General features: G+C 51.2%; 9 protein-coding genes. 8 read left to right on the forward strand and 1 reads right to left on the reverse strand.

Annotated elements, in window-relative coordinates:
* Positions 1 to 73: 73 nt before the first annotated feature.
* The 8 genes from GFN93_RS14855 (at position 74) to GFN93_RS14885 (ending at position 12357) form a co-directional block, all read left to right on the forward strand.
* On the forward strand, positions 74 to 559 hold the full coding sequence (locus tag GFN93_RS14855) for a ShlB/FhaC/HecB family hemolysin secretion/activation protein (RefSeq protein WP_235902091.1): 486 nt from the start codon (positions 74 to 76) through the stop codon (positions 557 to 559).
* A complete protein-coding gene (locus GFN93_RS14860; RefSeq protein WP_194285823.1) occupies positions 546 to 7799 on the forward strand; it encodes a two-partner secretion domain-containing protein in 7254 nt (2417 codons plus the stop codon). Before GFN93_RS14855 ends, GFN93_RS14860 begins: the two co-directional genes overlap by 14 nt.
* A gap of 1 nt (position 7800) precedes the next feature.
* The gene (locus GFN93_RS14865) at positions 7801 to 8337 is read left to right on the forward strand and encodes a DUF6990 domain-containing protein (RefSeq protein WP_153502109.1); all 537 of its coding nucleotides are present in this window, start codon (positions 7801 to 7803) and stop codon (positions 8335 to 8337) included.
* Between the two features lie 465 nt (positions 8338 to 8802).
* The gene (locus GFN93_RS14870) at positions 8803 to 9453 is read left to right on the forward strand and encodes a transposase (protein WP_235902075.1); all 651 of its coding nucleotides are present in this window, start codon (positions 8803 to 8805) and stop codon (positions 9451 to 9453) included.
* A gap of 17 nt (positions 9454 to 9470) precedes the next feature.
* The gene (locus GFN93_RS17390) at positions 9471 to 9776 is read left to right on the forward strand and encodes a hypothetical protein (RefSeq protein ID WP_235902076.1); all 306 of its coding nucleotides are present in this window, start codon (positions 9471 to 9473) and stop codon (positions 9774 to 9776) included.
* Between the two features lie 57 nt (positions 9777 to 9833).
* Positions 9834 to 10313 carry a hypothetical protein gene (locus GFN93_RS14875; protein ID WP_153502110.1) on the forward strand — a complete coding sequence of 160 codons (480 nt, stop codon included), beginning with the start codon at positions 9834 to 9836 and terminating at the stop codon, positions 10311 to 10313.
* Positions 10314 to 10933: 620 nt separating this feature from the next.
* Positions 10934 to 11524 carry a hypothetical protein gene (locus GFN93_RS14880; protein WP_153502111.1) on the forward strand — a complete coding sequence of 197 codons (591 nt, stop codon included), beginning with the start codon at positions 10934 to 10936 and terminating at the stop codon, positions 11522 to 11524.
* On the forward strand, positions 11458 to 12357 hold the full coding sequence (locus GFN93_RS14885) for a hypothetical protein (protein WP_153502112.1): 900 nt from the start codon (positions 11458 to 11460) through the stop codon (positions 12355 to 12357). The genes GFN93_RS14880 and GFN93_RS14885 overlap by 67 nt, the downstream gene beginning before the upstream one ends.
* Positions 12358 to 12738: 381 nt before the next feature.
* Here GFN93_RS14885 and GFN93_RS14890 read toward each other — a convergent pair whose 3' ends face one another.
* Positions 12739 to 14532: a serine protease gene (locus GFN93_RS14890; protein WP_153502113.1), complete on the reverse strand. Its 1794-nt coding sequence runs from the start codon at positions 14530 to 14532 to the stop codon at positions 12739 to 12741.
* Positions 14533 to 14645 lie beyond the last annotated feature (113 nt).

The raw sequence follows: 14645 nt of genomic DNA on the forward strand, positions 1-14645 counted from the left end.
CCGGCCCTTTGACATGTTTAGCGTTTGTGGCGAAGGCCAAGCAGGGCCAGCATCCACCGTAGTGCCAGTGACAATGTTGCCGAGGGATATCTCGATTGCCGATATCTCGCACACGCGATATCAGACATATCTTACAGCCAATCGCTTCATAAAGCCGTTATATGGTGCAGTGTCGATCCGTTTGAACGGGCAGTACAGCGATGACGCCTTGTTCCCGTCCGAACGGTTCTCCGTCGCGTCCAGCGCGGCGGTCAGGGGGTATCGGGATATTTCTCTTAGCGGTAACTCCGCCATGGCGGGCACCGTACAGTTTGATGTTTATCCGCCGCTTACCGGGCCGGTCTCGGTTACCCCGTTTGTTGCCTACGACTCCGGGGTTGTACCTGGCAACAGCAATGAGTTTGGGTTTGCGCGTATTGACTCGGCCACCACGGGCGTCCGGCTGGGTTACCGCAGTTTGAGCTTCACGACTGAAGTGTCCTGGCCCATGGAACAACATTCAACGGAACTGACAGACAGCGAGTACACGCTTCATGCCTCACTCTATGCCGAAATCTGATCAACACGCGTCCATTGTGCAACGCAGCCTGGTCTATGGTCTGTCATTACTGCTGATCTGGCAGCCGATGTTGGTGGCTGCCGCAGAAGCCGTGAGCCCAACGCACTCCACCAATGGCCGCCCCACACTGGATCAAGCCGCCAATGGCGTGCCCATCGTCAATATCCAGAACCCCAATGGCCAGGGTGTCTCGCAGAATTTCTACAACGATCTCAATGTGAGCAGCCAGGGCCTGATTCTGAATAACAGCCGCCAGCTTACCCAGACCCAATTGGGCGGCTATATCGAGGGTAACCCGAATCTCACCAATGGCTCTGCCAGCGTAATCCTGAATGAAGTGATCGGCACCAACCCGTCCAGTCTGAAAGGCTATATGGAAGTCGGTGGCGCCCGGGCGGATGTAATTGTCGCCAACCCCAATGGCATTACCTGTAACGGTTGCGGCTTTATCAATACCAGCCATGCCACGCTGACCACCGGCACGGCGATCATGGAAGGAGGGCGGCTGCAGGGCTTTGATGTACAGGGAGGCAACATCCTTATTGGTGAAAATGGTCTCAATGCCTCCAATACGGATCGCTTTGATTTGATTGCCCGCTCTGTGAGGGTGACAGGTCAGATTCATGCCAAGGAACTTAATGTCGTTACTGGTTTACAGACAGTGGACCGCGAAAGCCTGGAAACATCAGCGAATTCGGTGGGTGGAGAGATTCCTGAATTTGCTATTGATTCCACTGCTCTGGGTGGGATGTATGCCAACAGGATCCGCCTTATCGCCAATGAAGATGGTGTCGGAGTAAGGCTGGATGCTCCTGTCGCCGCACAAAGCGGGGATATGTACCTCTCAGCAAACGGGAAGCTGTCCCTTTCTGACGCCAGTGCAACGGGCAATATGCAGATCGCCAGTACCGGCGACATCGACCTGAATGGGCGCACCGTTGCTGGTGAGCAGATGTTGTTGCAAGGCAATTCGTTATCTGTGCTCTCAGAGCAGGTGAGTGCCAGGCAGCTTGCAGTAGCAGCGGAAGAGCTTCAGGTCAGCGATGGCTCAGCGCTGTACGCGACGGAAACGTTGTCGCTGGAAACCGAAACGCTAACCAATCTTGGCGAGATCGCGGGCACTGATGTGAACGTGTCTGTGGCCTCGGCGCTGGAAAATCAGGGCGACATTCTGGCGGATTCGACATTGCTGGCTAGCGCTGACTCCATTTCAAACGCTGGAACAATTCGTGCTGGTGATGGAATTGCCGTTACTGTTGAGGGCAATCTTGCTAATGACGGCGAGATCATCTCCGGTGGAGATTCTGCCTTGCAGAGCGTGTCAGCAGATATTCAGAATCGCGGCATTATCACGGCTGAGACCAGCCTGTCTGTAAGCGCGAACAATATCACCAACAGTACAGGGAGCATTCTTCGCTCTCAGGATCAATTGATCCTTGCGGCCCAAAACACGATACAAAATTCAGGTAATGTCGTTGGAAAGAGTCTGCTGGATATTTCTGCCCAAGGTGTGACTAATCTGCGAAATCTTGACGCGGTTGATGGCGACGGGGTACTGGGTTCTGAACAAAATCTCCTGATTCAGTCAGACACGCTGCAAAACCGGGGCGGAGCCCTGATTGGCTCCGGTGGTGACATGTCCCTGTTGATTGCCGATGAGTTGATCAATGAGACGTCGAGCATTCAGGCGCTGGGAAGTATCTATATAGGGGCAGACTACCCTATGGTTTCAGAGGATATGACCCCAGAGGAAGTTGAGGCAGCACTGGATCTGGCAAAAAACAATCTCGTCAGAAATGACCAGGGTGAAATTGTCTCCATGAACGGGGATATCACGATTTTTACCCGACACCTTGATAACAGTCGCGAAATAAACGTGAGCAAAGACTACAACGTATCAGCGGCAGATCTTCTGGAAGCAAACTGGCTGGCGCTGCAGGACGGTGATCCATCCAATGACATTATCAAGTTGATGGCGGCTAATGCGGAGCTAACCCTTGATGATTGGGCGTTCATCTTTGATCCGAACGTTTATCAGATCCCGCTATACGCCTCCTCATCCAGTCCGCGTCATGCATCGGTTAACTATTGGTTGACCCAGTACACCAATTATCTGAATAACTCGCTGGGCGCGGGGTTGTCTACTTCGCAGATTGAAGCAATCCGAAAGGAGCTGGTCGGGGTAGTGACCTATGTAGACAATGGCCCTCGAGCGCCCAGCTATTACGAGTATTCGGGTACGAGTGAATCGACAGCCATTAATGTTGGGGGAGCCAAAAACCCGTTAGCAGAAACCATGTGGATCATCGCGCGGGTTACGCAAATCATTAAGGATATTGCGCCTGCGAAATATGATGCCATGCTAGTCAGGACTAAAGATCGGTTGGCAAATCACATGGGGACGCTAAATGTTTGGCAGTCTGCCTGTGGCGAAGGCCGCTTTGATTGGCGCGGTGGAGGGGAGGCCTGTGATAATAATTACGTTAAATATTACCAGTTTGGGAATAATCGATACGACGATGTAATCGATCCGGATTCTGACAACTCGCCTTCGTTGATATCATCTGGCCGTAATATGAGCATCTACGCCGATGTTATCGATAACCGATACAGCACGCTGGCATCTGTGGGCGATATGCGCCTGGAAGGTGACACGCTTCTCAATGAAAGTTTTCGCTTGCAGAGGCATTTCAATGTGCGATCTGGTTGGAAAAGCTGGCACAACTTTAAGCACAACCCGGACCCAGGTTGGATGCCTTGGGAGTACACCAGTTACCGGGATAAGTCGGTCGATTTGCTGGATGAAAATGGTAATCCGACGGTCATCAACAGTGTTATTGCCGCAGGTGGAAGTGTTATCGGCAGCTTGAAAGATAGCATCGAAAACGCGGAGCTTACCCGTGATGATGAAGGCTTCGAGTTTGATCAGGATGAATATTCGCTTGACGAAACCCAGGATACGGGCGGTGAGGATACCGGGGGTGGCGCCGAGCCGCCGGAAGATTATGTTGATTGGGGCGGTAGTGATATTGCACGTGTCATCAACACCATCACCTCTAGAACGCTTGAGTTACTGGATCGTCACAATAGCCTCTTTTCGATCAATCTCGATCCGAACCACCCCTATCTGATTGAAACCAATCCGCTGTTTTCCAGCATGGATGGGTTTCTGGGTTCTTCGTACCTGATCGACCGGCTGGGTCTTACACCCAATGTCACGACCAAACGCTTGGGGGACAGTTATTACGAAACCCAACTCATTCGTGATGCCATCATTGCGGCAACAGGAACACGCTTCCTCGACCCTGACTTCGAAAGCGACAAGGAGCAGTTCAGCTGGCTGATGAATAACGCCGTTGCCGCTGCTGAAGTGCTGGAGCTGTCGGTTGGCGTCAGCCTGATGCCAGATCAAGTGAACGCTCTCCAGCACGACATCGTCTGGATGGAAGAAAAAGTAGTGGCTGGCCACAGCGTGCTGGTGCCTGTGCTATATCTTGCTCCTGGTAGTGCAGATCTCACCCGCGAGGGCTCCGTGATATCCGGTAACAGCATTCAGCTTGAAGCAGAGGGTATCGGCAATAGCGGGGTGATTGCTGCAGCACAGGATATGACGCTTATCGCCGGGGATAAAGGGGTGGTGAACCATCAGGGTGCGTTGCAGGCCGGTGGATTGCTGCTGGTAGACAGTGAAGGCGATATCAAGAACCAGAGCGGCACTATTCTGGGTAGGGATATCGCGCTGCAAAGCCAGGGTAGCATTATCAACGAAGTAGACTCTGCGTTGATTGAAGAAACACGTCAGGGGGATAAATACTGGCGCACCGAATATGGTGAGGCCAGCAATATCGAGGCAACCGGTAATGTCACCCTGAATGCAGGTGAGCATATCGTGGTTACCGGTAGCCGGATTGCGGGTGAGAACATCGGGTTGCAGGCTGCAGGGAATATTCAGATTGAGAGCCTGGCAGTGAGAGAGGGCTTTGATGGGCGACATGCAGCAGGTGAGTACCAAGAAAGTGAAGTAAGGCAGCTGGCCAGCACCATTGAGGCTTCCATGGATGTGGTGGCCACAGCGGGTAATAGCATTGGCATCATCGGCTCGGATATCTCTGCAGGTAACAACATCGCCTTGACGGCATTGACCGGCGACATCCTGATCCGTGCTGCTGCGAATGAGTCGTACGAGAACTACCATTTCGAAGATAGCGAAGAAGAAAAACAGATCACCAATAGCACGGTTAACCAGCGCCAAAGCGCCATTAATGCTGGCGGCAGCCTGGATATCAAAGCCTCCGAAGGCAACCTCATCGCTATTGCCAGCCACCTGCAAAGCGGTGGCGATATGTCACTGTCTGCGGGTGGCGATATCGCCTTCCTGGCAGCGCAGAACTCCAGTTATCACTTGTTTGAGAATAATAAAGACGGTGACTACGGGGCAAAGAGCACCAAGCGAGATGAAATTCAGTCGGTAACCAATGTTGGCACCACCCTGAGTGCAGGCGGAAACCTGACCATCAAAAGTGATGGTGACCAGCGTTATCAGGCGGCCAGGCTTGAAAGCGGCGGTGATATCAGCATTGTGAGTGGCGGCCACATCACGTTCGAAGCAGTCAAAGATCTTTACCGCGAATCTCATGAAAGTAGTCAGGGTGATTTATCCTGGAACCAGATGTCCAGTGAAGGCCGTACTGATGAAACCGTGCTGCAGTCCGAGATCGTCGCCCAGGGTAATCTGGCCATCCAGGCAGCGGAAGGCTTGAGTATTGACCTCAAAGACATTGATCAGGGCACGGTCAGTGAAATGATCGACGGCATGGTCGCGAATAACCCGGATCTGGCCTGGTTGAAGGAGGCGGAAGCCCGGGGGGATGTGGACTGGAATCGAGTCCAGGAAATCCACGATAGCTGGGATGAAAGTAGCCAGAGCATGGGGGTGGCGACAACGCTGATCGTGTCCATTGTGATGGCAGCGGTAACGGCCGGTGCAGCTAGTGCGGCGATTGGTTCGGCAGCGGGCGCTTCAGCAGGCTCTGGGTCATTGATGGCTGCAGCATCGGCAACAGGAGCAGCGGGCGTTGGCAACGTTGCTGCAACCGCAATGGCAGTGAGTGCCTCCACGACACTAGTAACTAACACCATTAATAATGGAGGTCGTGTAGATGCTGCGTTGAAGAGCATGGATAACTCCGAGACCTATCAGGGGCTAGGGGTCACCGGTCTTACCGCGGGCCTGACGGTCGGCCTGGATGCCATGTTCAACAAGTATGCCACGTTTGGCCGCGAAGGGGCGGTAAATTCAGACACGATTAATGGTCTGACGAAAGGCTTTAATCTGGATACTGTCTCCGGAATGGCTGGCTTCACTCTGCACAATGCGGCTCAGGCTGGCCTGAATGCTGGCGTTAGCAGCACGATCTATGGAACGAGCTTTACCGATGCGTTGAATGCGAATCTGGAGAGTCAGGGCAACAACGTGCTTTCTGCTTTGGCGTTTAATCAAGTAGGTAATGCTGCTGATTTTCTTACAGAGGGTGCAGGCATTCGCAAGGATACCTTTACCTATGGACTTTTCGTAGAGGGAGGCTTGGGTCGAACGGCCATGCATTCCACGGTAGGCGGCGCGATTACAAACATCACCAGCGGCGATTTTGCAACTGGTGCGGCTGCAGCAGGTCTGAATCAGCTGTTGTCTACTCCTCTGTCTGGCGCGGCAAATGCCATTGGAGGTAGCCAAAATGTGAATGCTTGGCGAACTGCCGGGGCACAACTGGCAGGCCTTGCAGGTGCGGTGGCAGTAGATGGAAACGTCAATGATGGGGCCTGGATTGCTAAACAAGCGGATGCGTATAACCGGCAGCTGCATCGGGAGGAGCTTAAGTTAATCAAAGTTAGCTACAAGGAATATGCGGAAGAATATGGTCTATCAGAAGGTGAAGCACTCAAAGAACTGACCGAGCAAGCTATGGCTATGGTGGATGAGGAGTGGAACAAGGAATTGTTCATTGATCCAAAATCTGGAGAGCGTGCAGAAGCTTGGCTGAACCAATTGGGGGCAGGTCAAGACATTCAAAGCGCTGACGGTCAGGCTACAGGTCAACAGTATTTTTCCGCGACCCATGAGCAGTATAAGAACCAGCTTCTCAATCTGGGTCAGGTTACTGCTGCAGATGCGGCCTACAACCCATTTCAGTATGCTGATGGTAACGTCAATAATGTGCTGCAAGCAGCGGCTCACGATAGCAGCAGCTTAAATTCTGCAGATGCGGCCTATAAGCTGATCAATCAGCTGTATGGTGGTAATCATCAGGCATTTGTCGACGATGCCAAGGCTTTGGTGCCAACCTTGATGGGGCAATTCCAGGCAGCGAAAGATGATTTGCGGGCGATTCAGGATGCTAATCCGGGTATGTCCACCGAAGCACTTATGGCGACTCAGGCCTACCATGATCTGAAGCACCTCCAGCAATCTCTGCTATACAGCGCCAACCTGCTGAATAACCCTGCTCTGCCGCAGGATGATCTGGAGCTGGATGATATGCGCAGAGGGGTAAACCTTTATAACACCACCATCGCTCTTGGGCTAGGAAATGGCGCGAATAGACTGCCAAATATTAAGGTTCTAAATAGATTAGATGATTTGCTTGAGGCTAGGATAGTCAAACCTACAGAGAGTATGCCTATTGGGAAATTGCCTAGTGGCTATACTAGGAACGCGGATGGGAGCATAACTGGGCCACGAAATGGGAGATATGAACCTGTAGGTGCTGATGATAATGGTTTGCTTGTATATAAAGATAGCGGCGGTAGCTATTACTCGCTTTCAGGCGGAGTGAAGGTCAAAGTTCAAAATCCTGCGGGCCAACCAGATGTTAATATATTGCAGCATCGTGAACATCATGACACTTATGTTGCTGACATTAGCGCTCAGCTTCAATCTCAAGGCTACAGAGTTAAAAACGATGTTATGTTTACAAGTGCATGTTCATCAGATAGCTGTAAGCCTGATATTGTATTTGTTCGGCCTGGGCAGGAATTGGTTGGGGGGATTATCGAAATTAAAACGGGCAATGCCACGAATAGTAGTGGTCAAAGTTTTATTTACCCACAGGTGTCAAGCGGTGATGCGGTTCCGTCGGGTGCTCTCGCGCAAAGTCTTGGCTTGGATGCTGGTGTTCCTTTGAAAGATCAAGGCTATCCAAATGGTATCCCTGTTTATCAAATTACCGTTCCGGGATTGTAGTATGGAAATCGTAGATGCTTTCGTGAGGCTGGGCTGGTCGTTTCGAAAAGATTCGGCAGGGTCTATCTGTTTATGTGTTTCAAGAGATGGAGAGGTTTTGGAGGCAATCTACCAATTCAAAAAAACATTAAATTGTGAAATTTTGTCTTTGAGTTTGGGTTGCTGTTCCGATGAGTTTGATGAGATTGCGGAAAAAATTTATGGTAAAAAACGGTCGCGGTTATATCTTTCTCAGGAAGAAATCAAAAAATCTTCAGAAATCATCGGCGTTGAGGATGTTTTGTTTCTTGATAAAGAAGCCAAGGCTTGGTGGGCCGCTCAAGATAATGGTTTGCAAATTAAAAAATGGTCAGAGCGGGTTGCCAGTGGAGGGCTTAATCAGTTGATGCATGTTTCAGCATTGGCCTTTTTAGGGGATTTTAATCGGCTGATGGATTATAGAGAGTCCTTTATTAATGGAAAGAGCCCTTATTTTGTTCCTATGATTACTGAAGAGATGCTCGCTCGGGCTGTTGACGTTGCTGTGTACAGAGCATAGGGGTCTAGGGCTTGAGGGTCACGGTAATCGGGAATGGAGTCAAGTCTACACGTTAGACTTTACTTGGTTTAGGGGGCGGTGATGTCTAGACCAATCTGTATTGAATTTTCGGGAGCACTTTACCATGTGACGTCCCGTCGGGATCGGTGCGAGGCGATCTATGAGGATGAGGAAGGAAGTGAGCGTTTTCTGGCGTTGCTTGGCTGTGTTGCGTCGAACTTTAACTGGGTTTGTCACGCCTAGTGTTTGATGGGGAATCATTACCACCTTGTAATCGAAACGCCGGATGGCACCCTTTCCAAAGGAGTGCAAGTAATCGAGTAATCGATCGAGAAGTCGATCGGAAAGTCGATCGAGGACACGCATGAAATGGAAGATCTCTTACAAGGTTTGGAGTCTTTAGCAAATTCAGGGCTGTCCTTTTGGCTAGTATGTTTGGGTCATGGATAAGCAAGAAGGCTGACCATGACTCGCGCTCGTTATACCCAGGTATCCCTGGATTCAACGTCTTGCTATCACTGTATCTGTCGCTGTGTTCGGCGGGCCTTTCTTTGTGGCAAGGACCATTATTCCGGGCAGGATTATGAGCATCGCCGCCAGTGGGTTGTGGATCGTCTGTCGGTGTTGGCAGAGGTGTTTGCGATTGACCTATGTGCTTATGCGGTGATGTCCAATCACTACCACCTTGTACTACGCATCAACCAGCAGAAAGCCTTGTCCTGGTCGGATCGAGAAGAGGCTGAGCGCTGGATGCAGCTCTTCAGTGGCCCTCTCATCGTCAAGCGCTGGCTTAAAGGGGAGGCCGAGGATGCGGAATCCCTCAAAGCAGAAGAAATCGTCTTTCAATGGCGTGAGCGGTTGTACGACATGGGCTGGTTCATGAAATGCCTGAACGAGTACCTGGCCAGACGAGCCAATGAAGAGGACTGCTGTAAGGGGCGTTTCTGGGAAAGCCGCTACAAGTGCCAGGCGTTGCTGGATGAAAAGGCGGTGCTGCAGTGCATGGCCTATGTGGATCTCAACCCTGTAAGGGCGGATATGGCGGGGAGTCCGATTACACGTCTATCCAGCAGCGTTCAGAAGCCTTCAGCCAAGGTGATGAGGACAATAAGCTAAGGCCAGCGCTTCTTCCCATGGTTCACGCCAGCAATGCCGAAGCAGAGGATGACGATACGGTGTGCCGCTTCCGGCTCATGGATTATCTGGCGCTGGTGGACAGTACAGGGCGCGCTGTCCGTGATGGCAAGCGAGGCGCAATATCCGCACAAGCGGCGGGTGTGCTGGATCGTCTGGGAATAGATGAGAAGGCATGGTTAGCCCATATGAGGCCTAAACAGCAAAGACAGCCCATTGCCCTGGGTGCGTTGGATAGACTGAAGGAGTACGCACAGATGACTGGGCGTAAATGGATTGCGGGGCAAAGCCTGGTGGGATGGTAAGTTACTATTTTTGCCGATTAAAATTATGCGTTCCCCCGATTTTTTTGAGCGATGGTGATGAATAAATCAAACCTTTTTTACTATGCCGAGCCTTGGGAGATCATGTTGTGCGTGATTTTTTGTTCGGCATTCGTTTTTGCCATTCTTGTTAACGCGCCATCTGCAGATGATGAAGGTGTTGTTGTGATTGACGACGTATTTGTGTCTTATCATTGTTCTAGCAGTGGGAAATCAGATTTTTTTTATTTTGCTGGTGAATCAGGTCGAACATATACGGTGGGCGCTAGGAGAGGGAGTTGCAGGAATCCAAAAGAGAATCATGATTATGTTGGGCGAACTGTGAAAGCTTACTTTCAGAGTTCTGATAGTAATGATCCTTTTCGGCTTGATATTGAGGGAGTGGATGGTTATGAAGGTGGAATTACATTTGGACGAGCCGCTCTAGCCGTTTTGATGAGTTTTTGCTTATTTGTTTTTCCATTTCTTGTTCTTCTCGGTTCTCGAAAGAGAAAATTTAAGGATCAAGATAAAATATAAACCGTGTGGTAATGATCAGGTAATCAGGAACAATTTGGGATGCCGGCGAATTGGTAGATCTACCAAAAGCTCCTTAACTAATCTCTGTGAGCAAGGGGCTGGCCTTTAATTTCCCGCGAAAGGTTTTTGTGGCTCGGTTGGCGGTGGATTGTCCACAGCTAAAATGCTCGCCTATCTCGGTAAGTGTGTAGTGTCCGTCAAACCATGCTTTTGCCATGACCTCCTTTTGTCGTTGAGCGTCTGCTGCTAATGAGAAAGCATGGCGGTCTAAATATCATTTGATGTTTGGAGATGATGACTTGGGAGTTAGGCATTGGCTGTAGAAAAAGTCCGTCTATGGCGTTTGGTCATTGCGTGAACTCTACTTGTGGGGAATGAGAGCCCGCTCGCTCGGGAGAATATTTTTTCTGATATTGACTGGATGCTTAATGGGTGACGCTGATATCTCACAAAACCATAAATCATAACAGTAAAGAAAAAGTAGTGTATGTAGGAAATCAGCCATGGGTTGAGTTAGCTGGGGCAATATGTGGTTGAGCTCACAAATTTCTCGAGGGCGTCTTTAAACTGCTTTGATTAAACGTATCTTGTGCGACTTTCCATAATGATCGGGTGGTGAAATGAAAAGCAGAATAATGGCAATCATGTTTGTGGCTTGCCTGATGGTGGCAGGCCAGTTGCAGGCAGATCAGCAGGCTGTGACTCCTCCGCTCGAAGCCGTAGAGAAGTATCTTAAGGCTCTTGAAGAGCAGAACTCCCGGCCTTCTCTTTACGGAAAGTTGGTAGGTGGGGAAGGTGATTTCCGTTATTCGGCTTTTGCTTCCGCTGCTGTCCCGGAAGAGCCGTGGGTCAATATCTTTGAAAGTACCGCGGCATGGAACAGTAAATCCCGACGTTGCTACAAGCGGCTTATCGGCAAGGATACATGCCCGAAAGGGAGTGACGCGCTTTTTCGCAGCAACAGACCCCTGGTTGTGGATGGCTTCTTTGGCACGGTATTCAGCCTGGGGCTGAAGCCTTTTTTGGGCAACATGCCATGGAAGACAAAATTCGACAGTGAGGAGTTTGAAAAAGCGCGTCATGCTGCGGAATCCAGGATGGATATCGAAACCTTCAAATCTCTTGTTGATCGTTATCAGGACGGATGGGGCGAATTCTGGCCTTTGAAGAAAAAATTCATGAAGCGATCGCAAACCGGGAGAGTAGGGTAAGCCTGGAGTTGGATGGTTTTGATGAAAGCGATGCTATCGATGACCGCTTTTTCTATGATGTGGAGCCTCAGTTTTCATGGCGGGAGACTCCTTTGAGGGCTGAAACGCTTGAAAACCTTGTCGCCATGGTGGAAGCAATTACGGAGGCTTTGCGTACTCAGCCAGCGTCTCAACTGGTGTCCTTTACCCTTGATTGTCCTGGTAAGCGAATGCGCTATCTGTTAGATGAAGTGCGTTGCGATGTTTTTGTAGGCTGGGATGGTGATCGGATAGTCACTACTGGCGTCATGGCCGTTGATCGTTGGCAGCTGCCTGGTGTTCCTGTCCTTGACTATGCAATTCGAGGTGATGTCCTCGAAGCGGAATTCAGAAATGGCCTGCTCGCCATTCGCAATATCTCTGATAGCAATGTCAATGTGCAGCGACTGGATTTTATGAATGCGGGCAAGGTCTCAAAGTACCCATTGGCAAGCAATACTGTTAAGCCAGGTGAGCATATCTACTATGCGGAACTGATTACAAAAGGCATGTTTGGTTCTGATCTGCAAGATGGGAAGCCTCTAAAGACCCGCAAGCTTTCCAAGGATGAGCGATTTGGCGTTAGGGTGCTTTACTCGCGTTCAGGGGGAAGGGCAACGACCTATCTGACCGAGGAAATGTCAATTAAGGATATGCTGAAATCCGATATCAGGGCACTGCAGGAAAATGGTGCTTTGCTTGAAGATCTAGAACTGTTTCAGCAGGGTTTTGTTGATATGCGTGCTGCAGCCGCGAAGCAGCGAATTAGAAAGGCTATGGAGCTTCTCCAGAAACGTAAAGAGGAGCAGCCATGAGGGTCAGGCTCTCCCATTTTCCACGTAAAACCCGTATGGCCTGGTAGTAGGTTGTGCCAGTAAGGGCATCCGCGTTTCCGTTGATACCGAGCCTTATCGTCAGGCCATGATTGATGCATGCAAGACCGAGGATCCTGCCAACAATTACTGCAATCTCTCTGTCGATCGATACATTGATCTCGTGCAACGCCAAAGTATGGTGTCGCGCCTTGCCGCAGACGGTTATCGGGAGTGCCTCCAGAAGTTTGAGGAGGATGAAGCACGAACTGCTTGCTATGAGCCCCATTACCGGGAGGCCTGGCAAACCGTGGTGGAGATGTACTCTTATTGATAGAACAAAAAGACCCGGTCTGGATGACCGGGCCTTTTTTGTGATGGCTCTTAATGACCACGGCGGCGTTGCCGCCAGTAGATCAGCCCCATCGTCAGGACTAACATCCCCGGGGCGGGTGCCCCGCCGCCAGAACTTCCGCCGCGAAGGGTGCTCACCGGTGTCTTGATCTTGGGGCAGGTGGGCAGGTCTTCACGACTGAAGTCCAAATCGACGGTCTGCGACAGCACGGAATCATTGGTAAAGCCATTCTGGTTGTCCACGTCCACCTGTATCGACTCCAGGGTTTCGGGCACGGCGGTGACCGCGAGAATGGCTACCAGCTCGTTGTTCGCCTCTATCTTGCCCAGGTCACAGGTGAACTGACGAAGCTCATCAATGCTACAGTTCGTTGAAGTTTTGCCAATCAGCGTCAGGCTTTCTGGCAAGGTGCCCGACAATTGTGTGTCCACAGAATGAATCTGCGTGCTGGCATTAACGAGTGTCGCCTTGACGCGCACCTGTACAGTGCTGTCTCCCGGATTCAGGCAAAACGGCTCTGCATTGATGCTGATCGATGGGTAACCGAAATCCAGCGTTATCTGACCGCTGTCATTCAAGCGGTGGTAATCACGATGGTTGTCCAGTGTGACGGTCACTGAGAGGGTTTCAGAGCCGGACTCTCGCACCAGTGCATCCGTGGCGGAAAACGGCATTGCCAGATCGCTACCGCCCGTGACGGCGCTTCCCGTATAGCTGCACTCCATTAGCGTACTGCTTGTATTGCTGCAATTCAGGCCTGCTTGTTGCTCCGTCAGGGTCAGCGAGCTGCCATGCTCAATCTTGAGAGCAAAGTCTGTTGCATCGCGGTTGCCAAGGTTGGCAATGGTGACCGAAAAGGGGACCGTGGCCACCCCCTGGTAATCCTGATCGTCAGCAGGAATGGCCAGGTCTCGCAGTGGTCTTTGGGTGGAGGTGACCTGTTCAATCCAGCCAAGGAAGCTGGAGACCCGGGTATAAACGCCTGGAATAGTGAAATCGCCGCACGTGTAGCCAAAGCTGGTGACCCCCACCTGAGGGCTGTCGTTCAATGGGTTGAGTGTAACAAACAGAGGCCCTCCGCTATCGCCCTGACAGCTGTCTTCGCCAAAGGCATCGCCAGTATCCGGGTTGGTTTCGCGGGCACAAATCATCGATCCGTAAATGGTTTCGCTGTTGGCATTGCGGTTGTACAGATTCTGGCAGGTAGAGTTGGGCAGATAGTCCAGTGCAACCTCTTGTAGAAGGCTGGGGTATTCAGGATCCTTATTCGCTCCCTCGTAGCTGATGACCCCCCAGCCCAGCGCCGAGAGAATCTCGTTATAGCTGGGTTCGCTATCCAGGGTGCGATCCGTACCCGCTCGAGCCAGTACCGCAGTGCTTACTCCCCCAGCATCCGGATCCGCGGGCTCAGAGAGACGAATCAGCGCGATATCATTTCGGTCAGTACTGCTACTGTAGTTGGGGTGAATATGGATGCTGGCCACATCTTTCAACAATGCGCTTGAGGGATCCACATCCAGGGTTTGGCTTCCTACCAGGATTTCCAGGTCATTGCTGGACTGTCCCGTTACGCAATGGGCTGCGGTCATTACCCAGTCTTTGGAGAGCAGGGTGCCGCCACAAAACTGGGCCTCGTAAACCGGTGAGGGCCAACCGTTGGTGATGGCCTGGGCTTTTAGCGGCTTGCTGATCAACGCAACCAGTGTGTGCCAGTCTTCGTCGGCGTCTACGCCGCCAACAATGCGTGGTGTGGCGGTGTTCGCTTGCAGTACTTGGCTGGCCAGCAGCATGCTGAGCGCCAGCGGAAGTGTCCGAATCATCATTCCCCCCCGGACGGTGAATCGATTAAAGGGGCCCACCTGCAATGAGTATGGGTATCGGCAGATTCAAGATTACCCTTTCTTTCGGTAAATAAGCAGGGTTGTCATCCGATTCT

This window comes from Alcanivorax sediminis (assembly GCF_009601165.1).
Lineage (GTDB): Bacteria > Pseudomonadota > Gammaproteobacteria > Pseudomonadales > Alcanivoracaceae > Alcanivorax > Alcanivorax sediminis.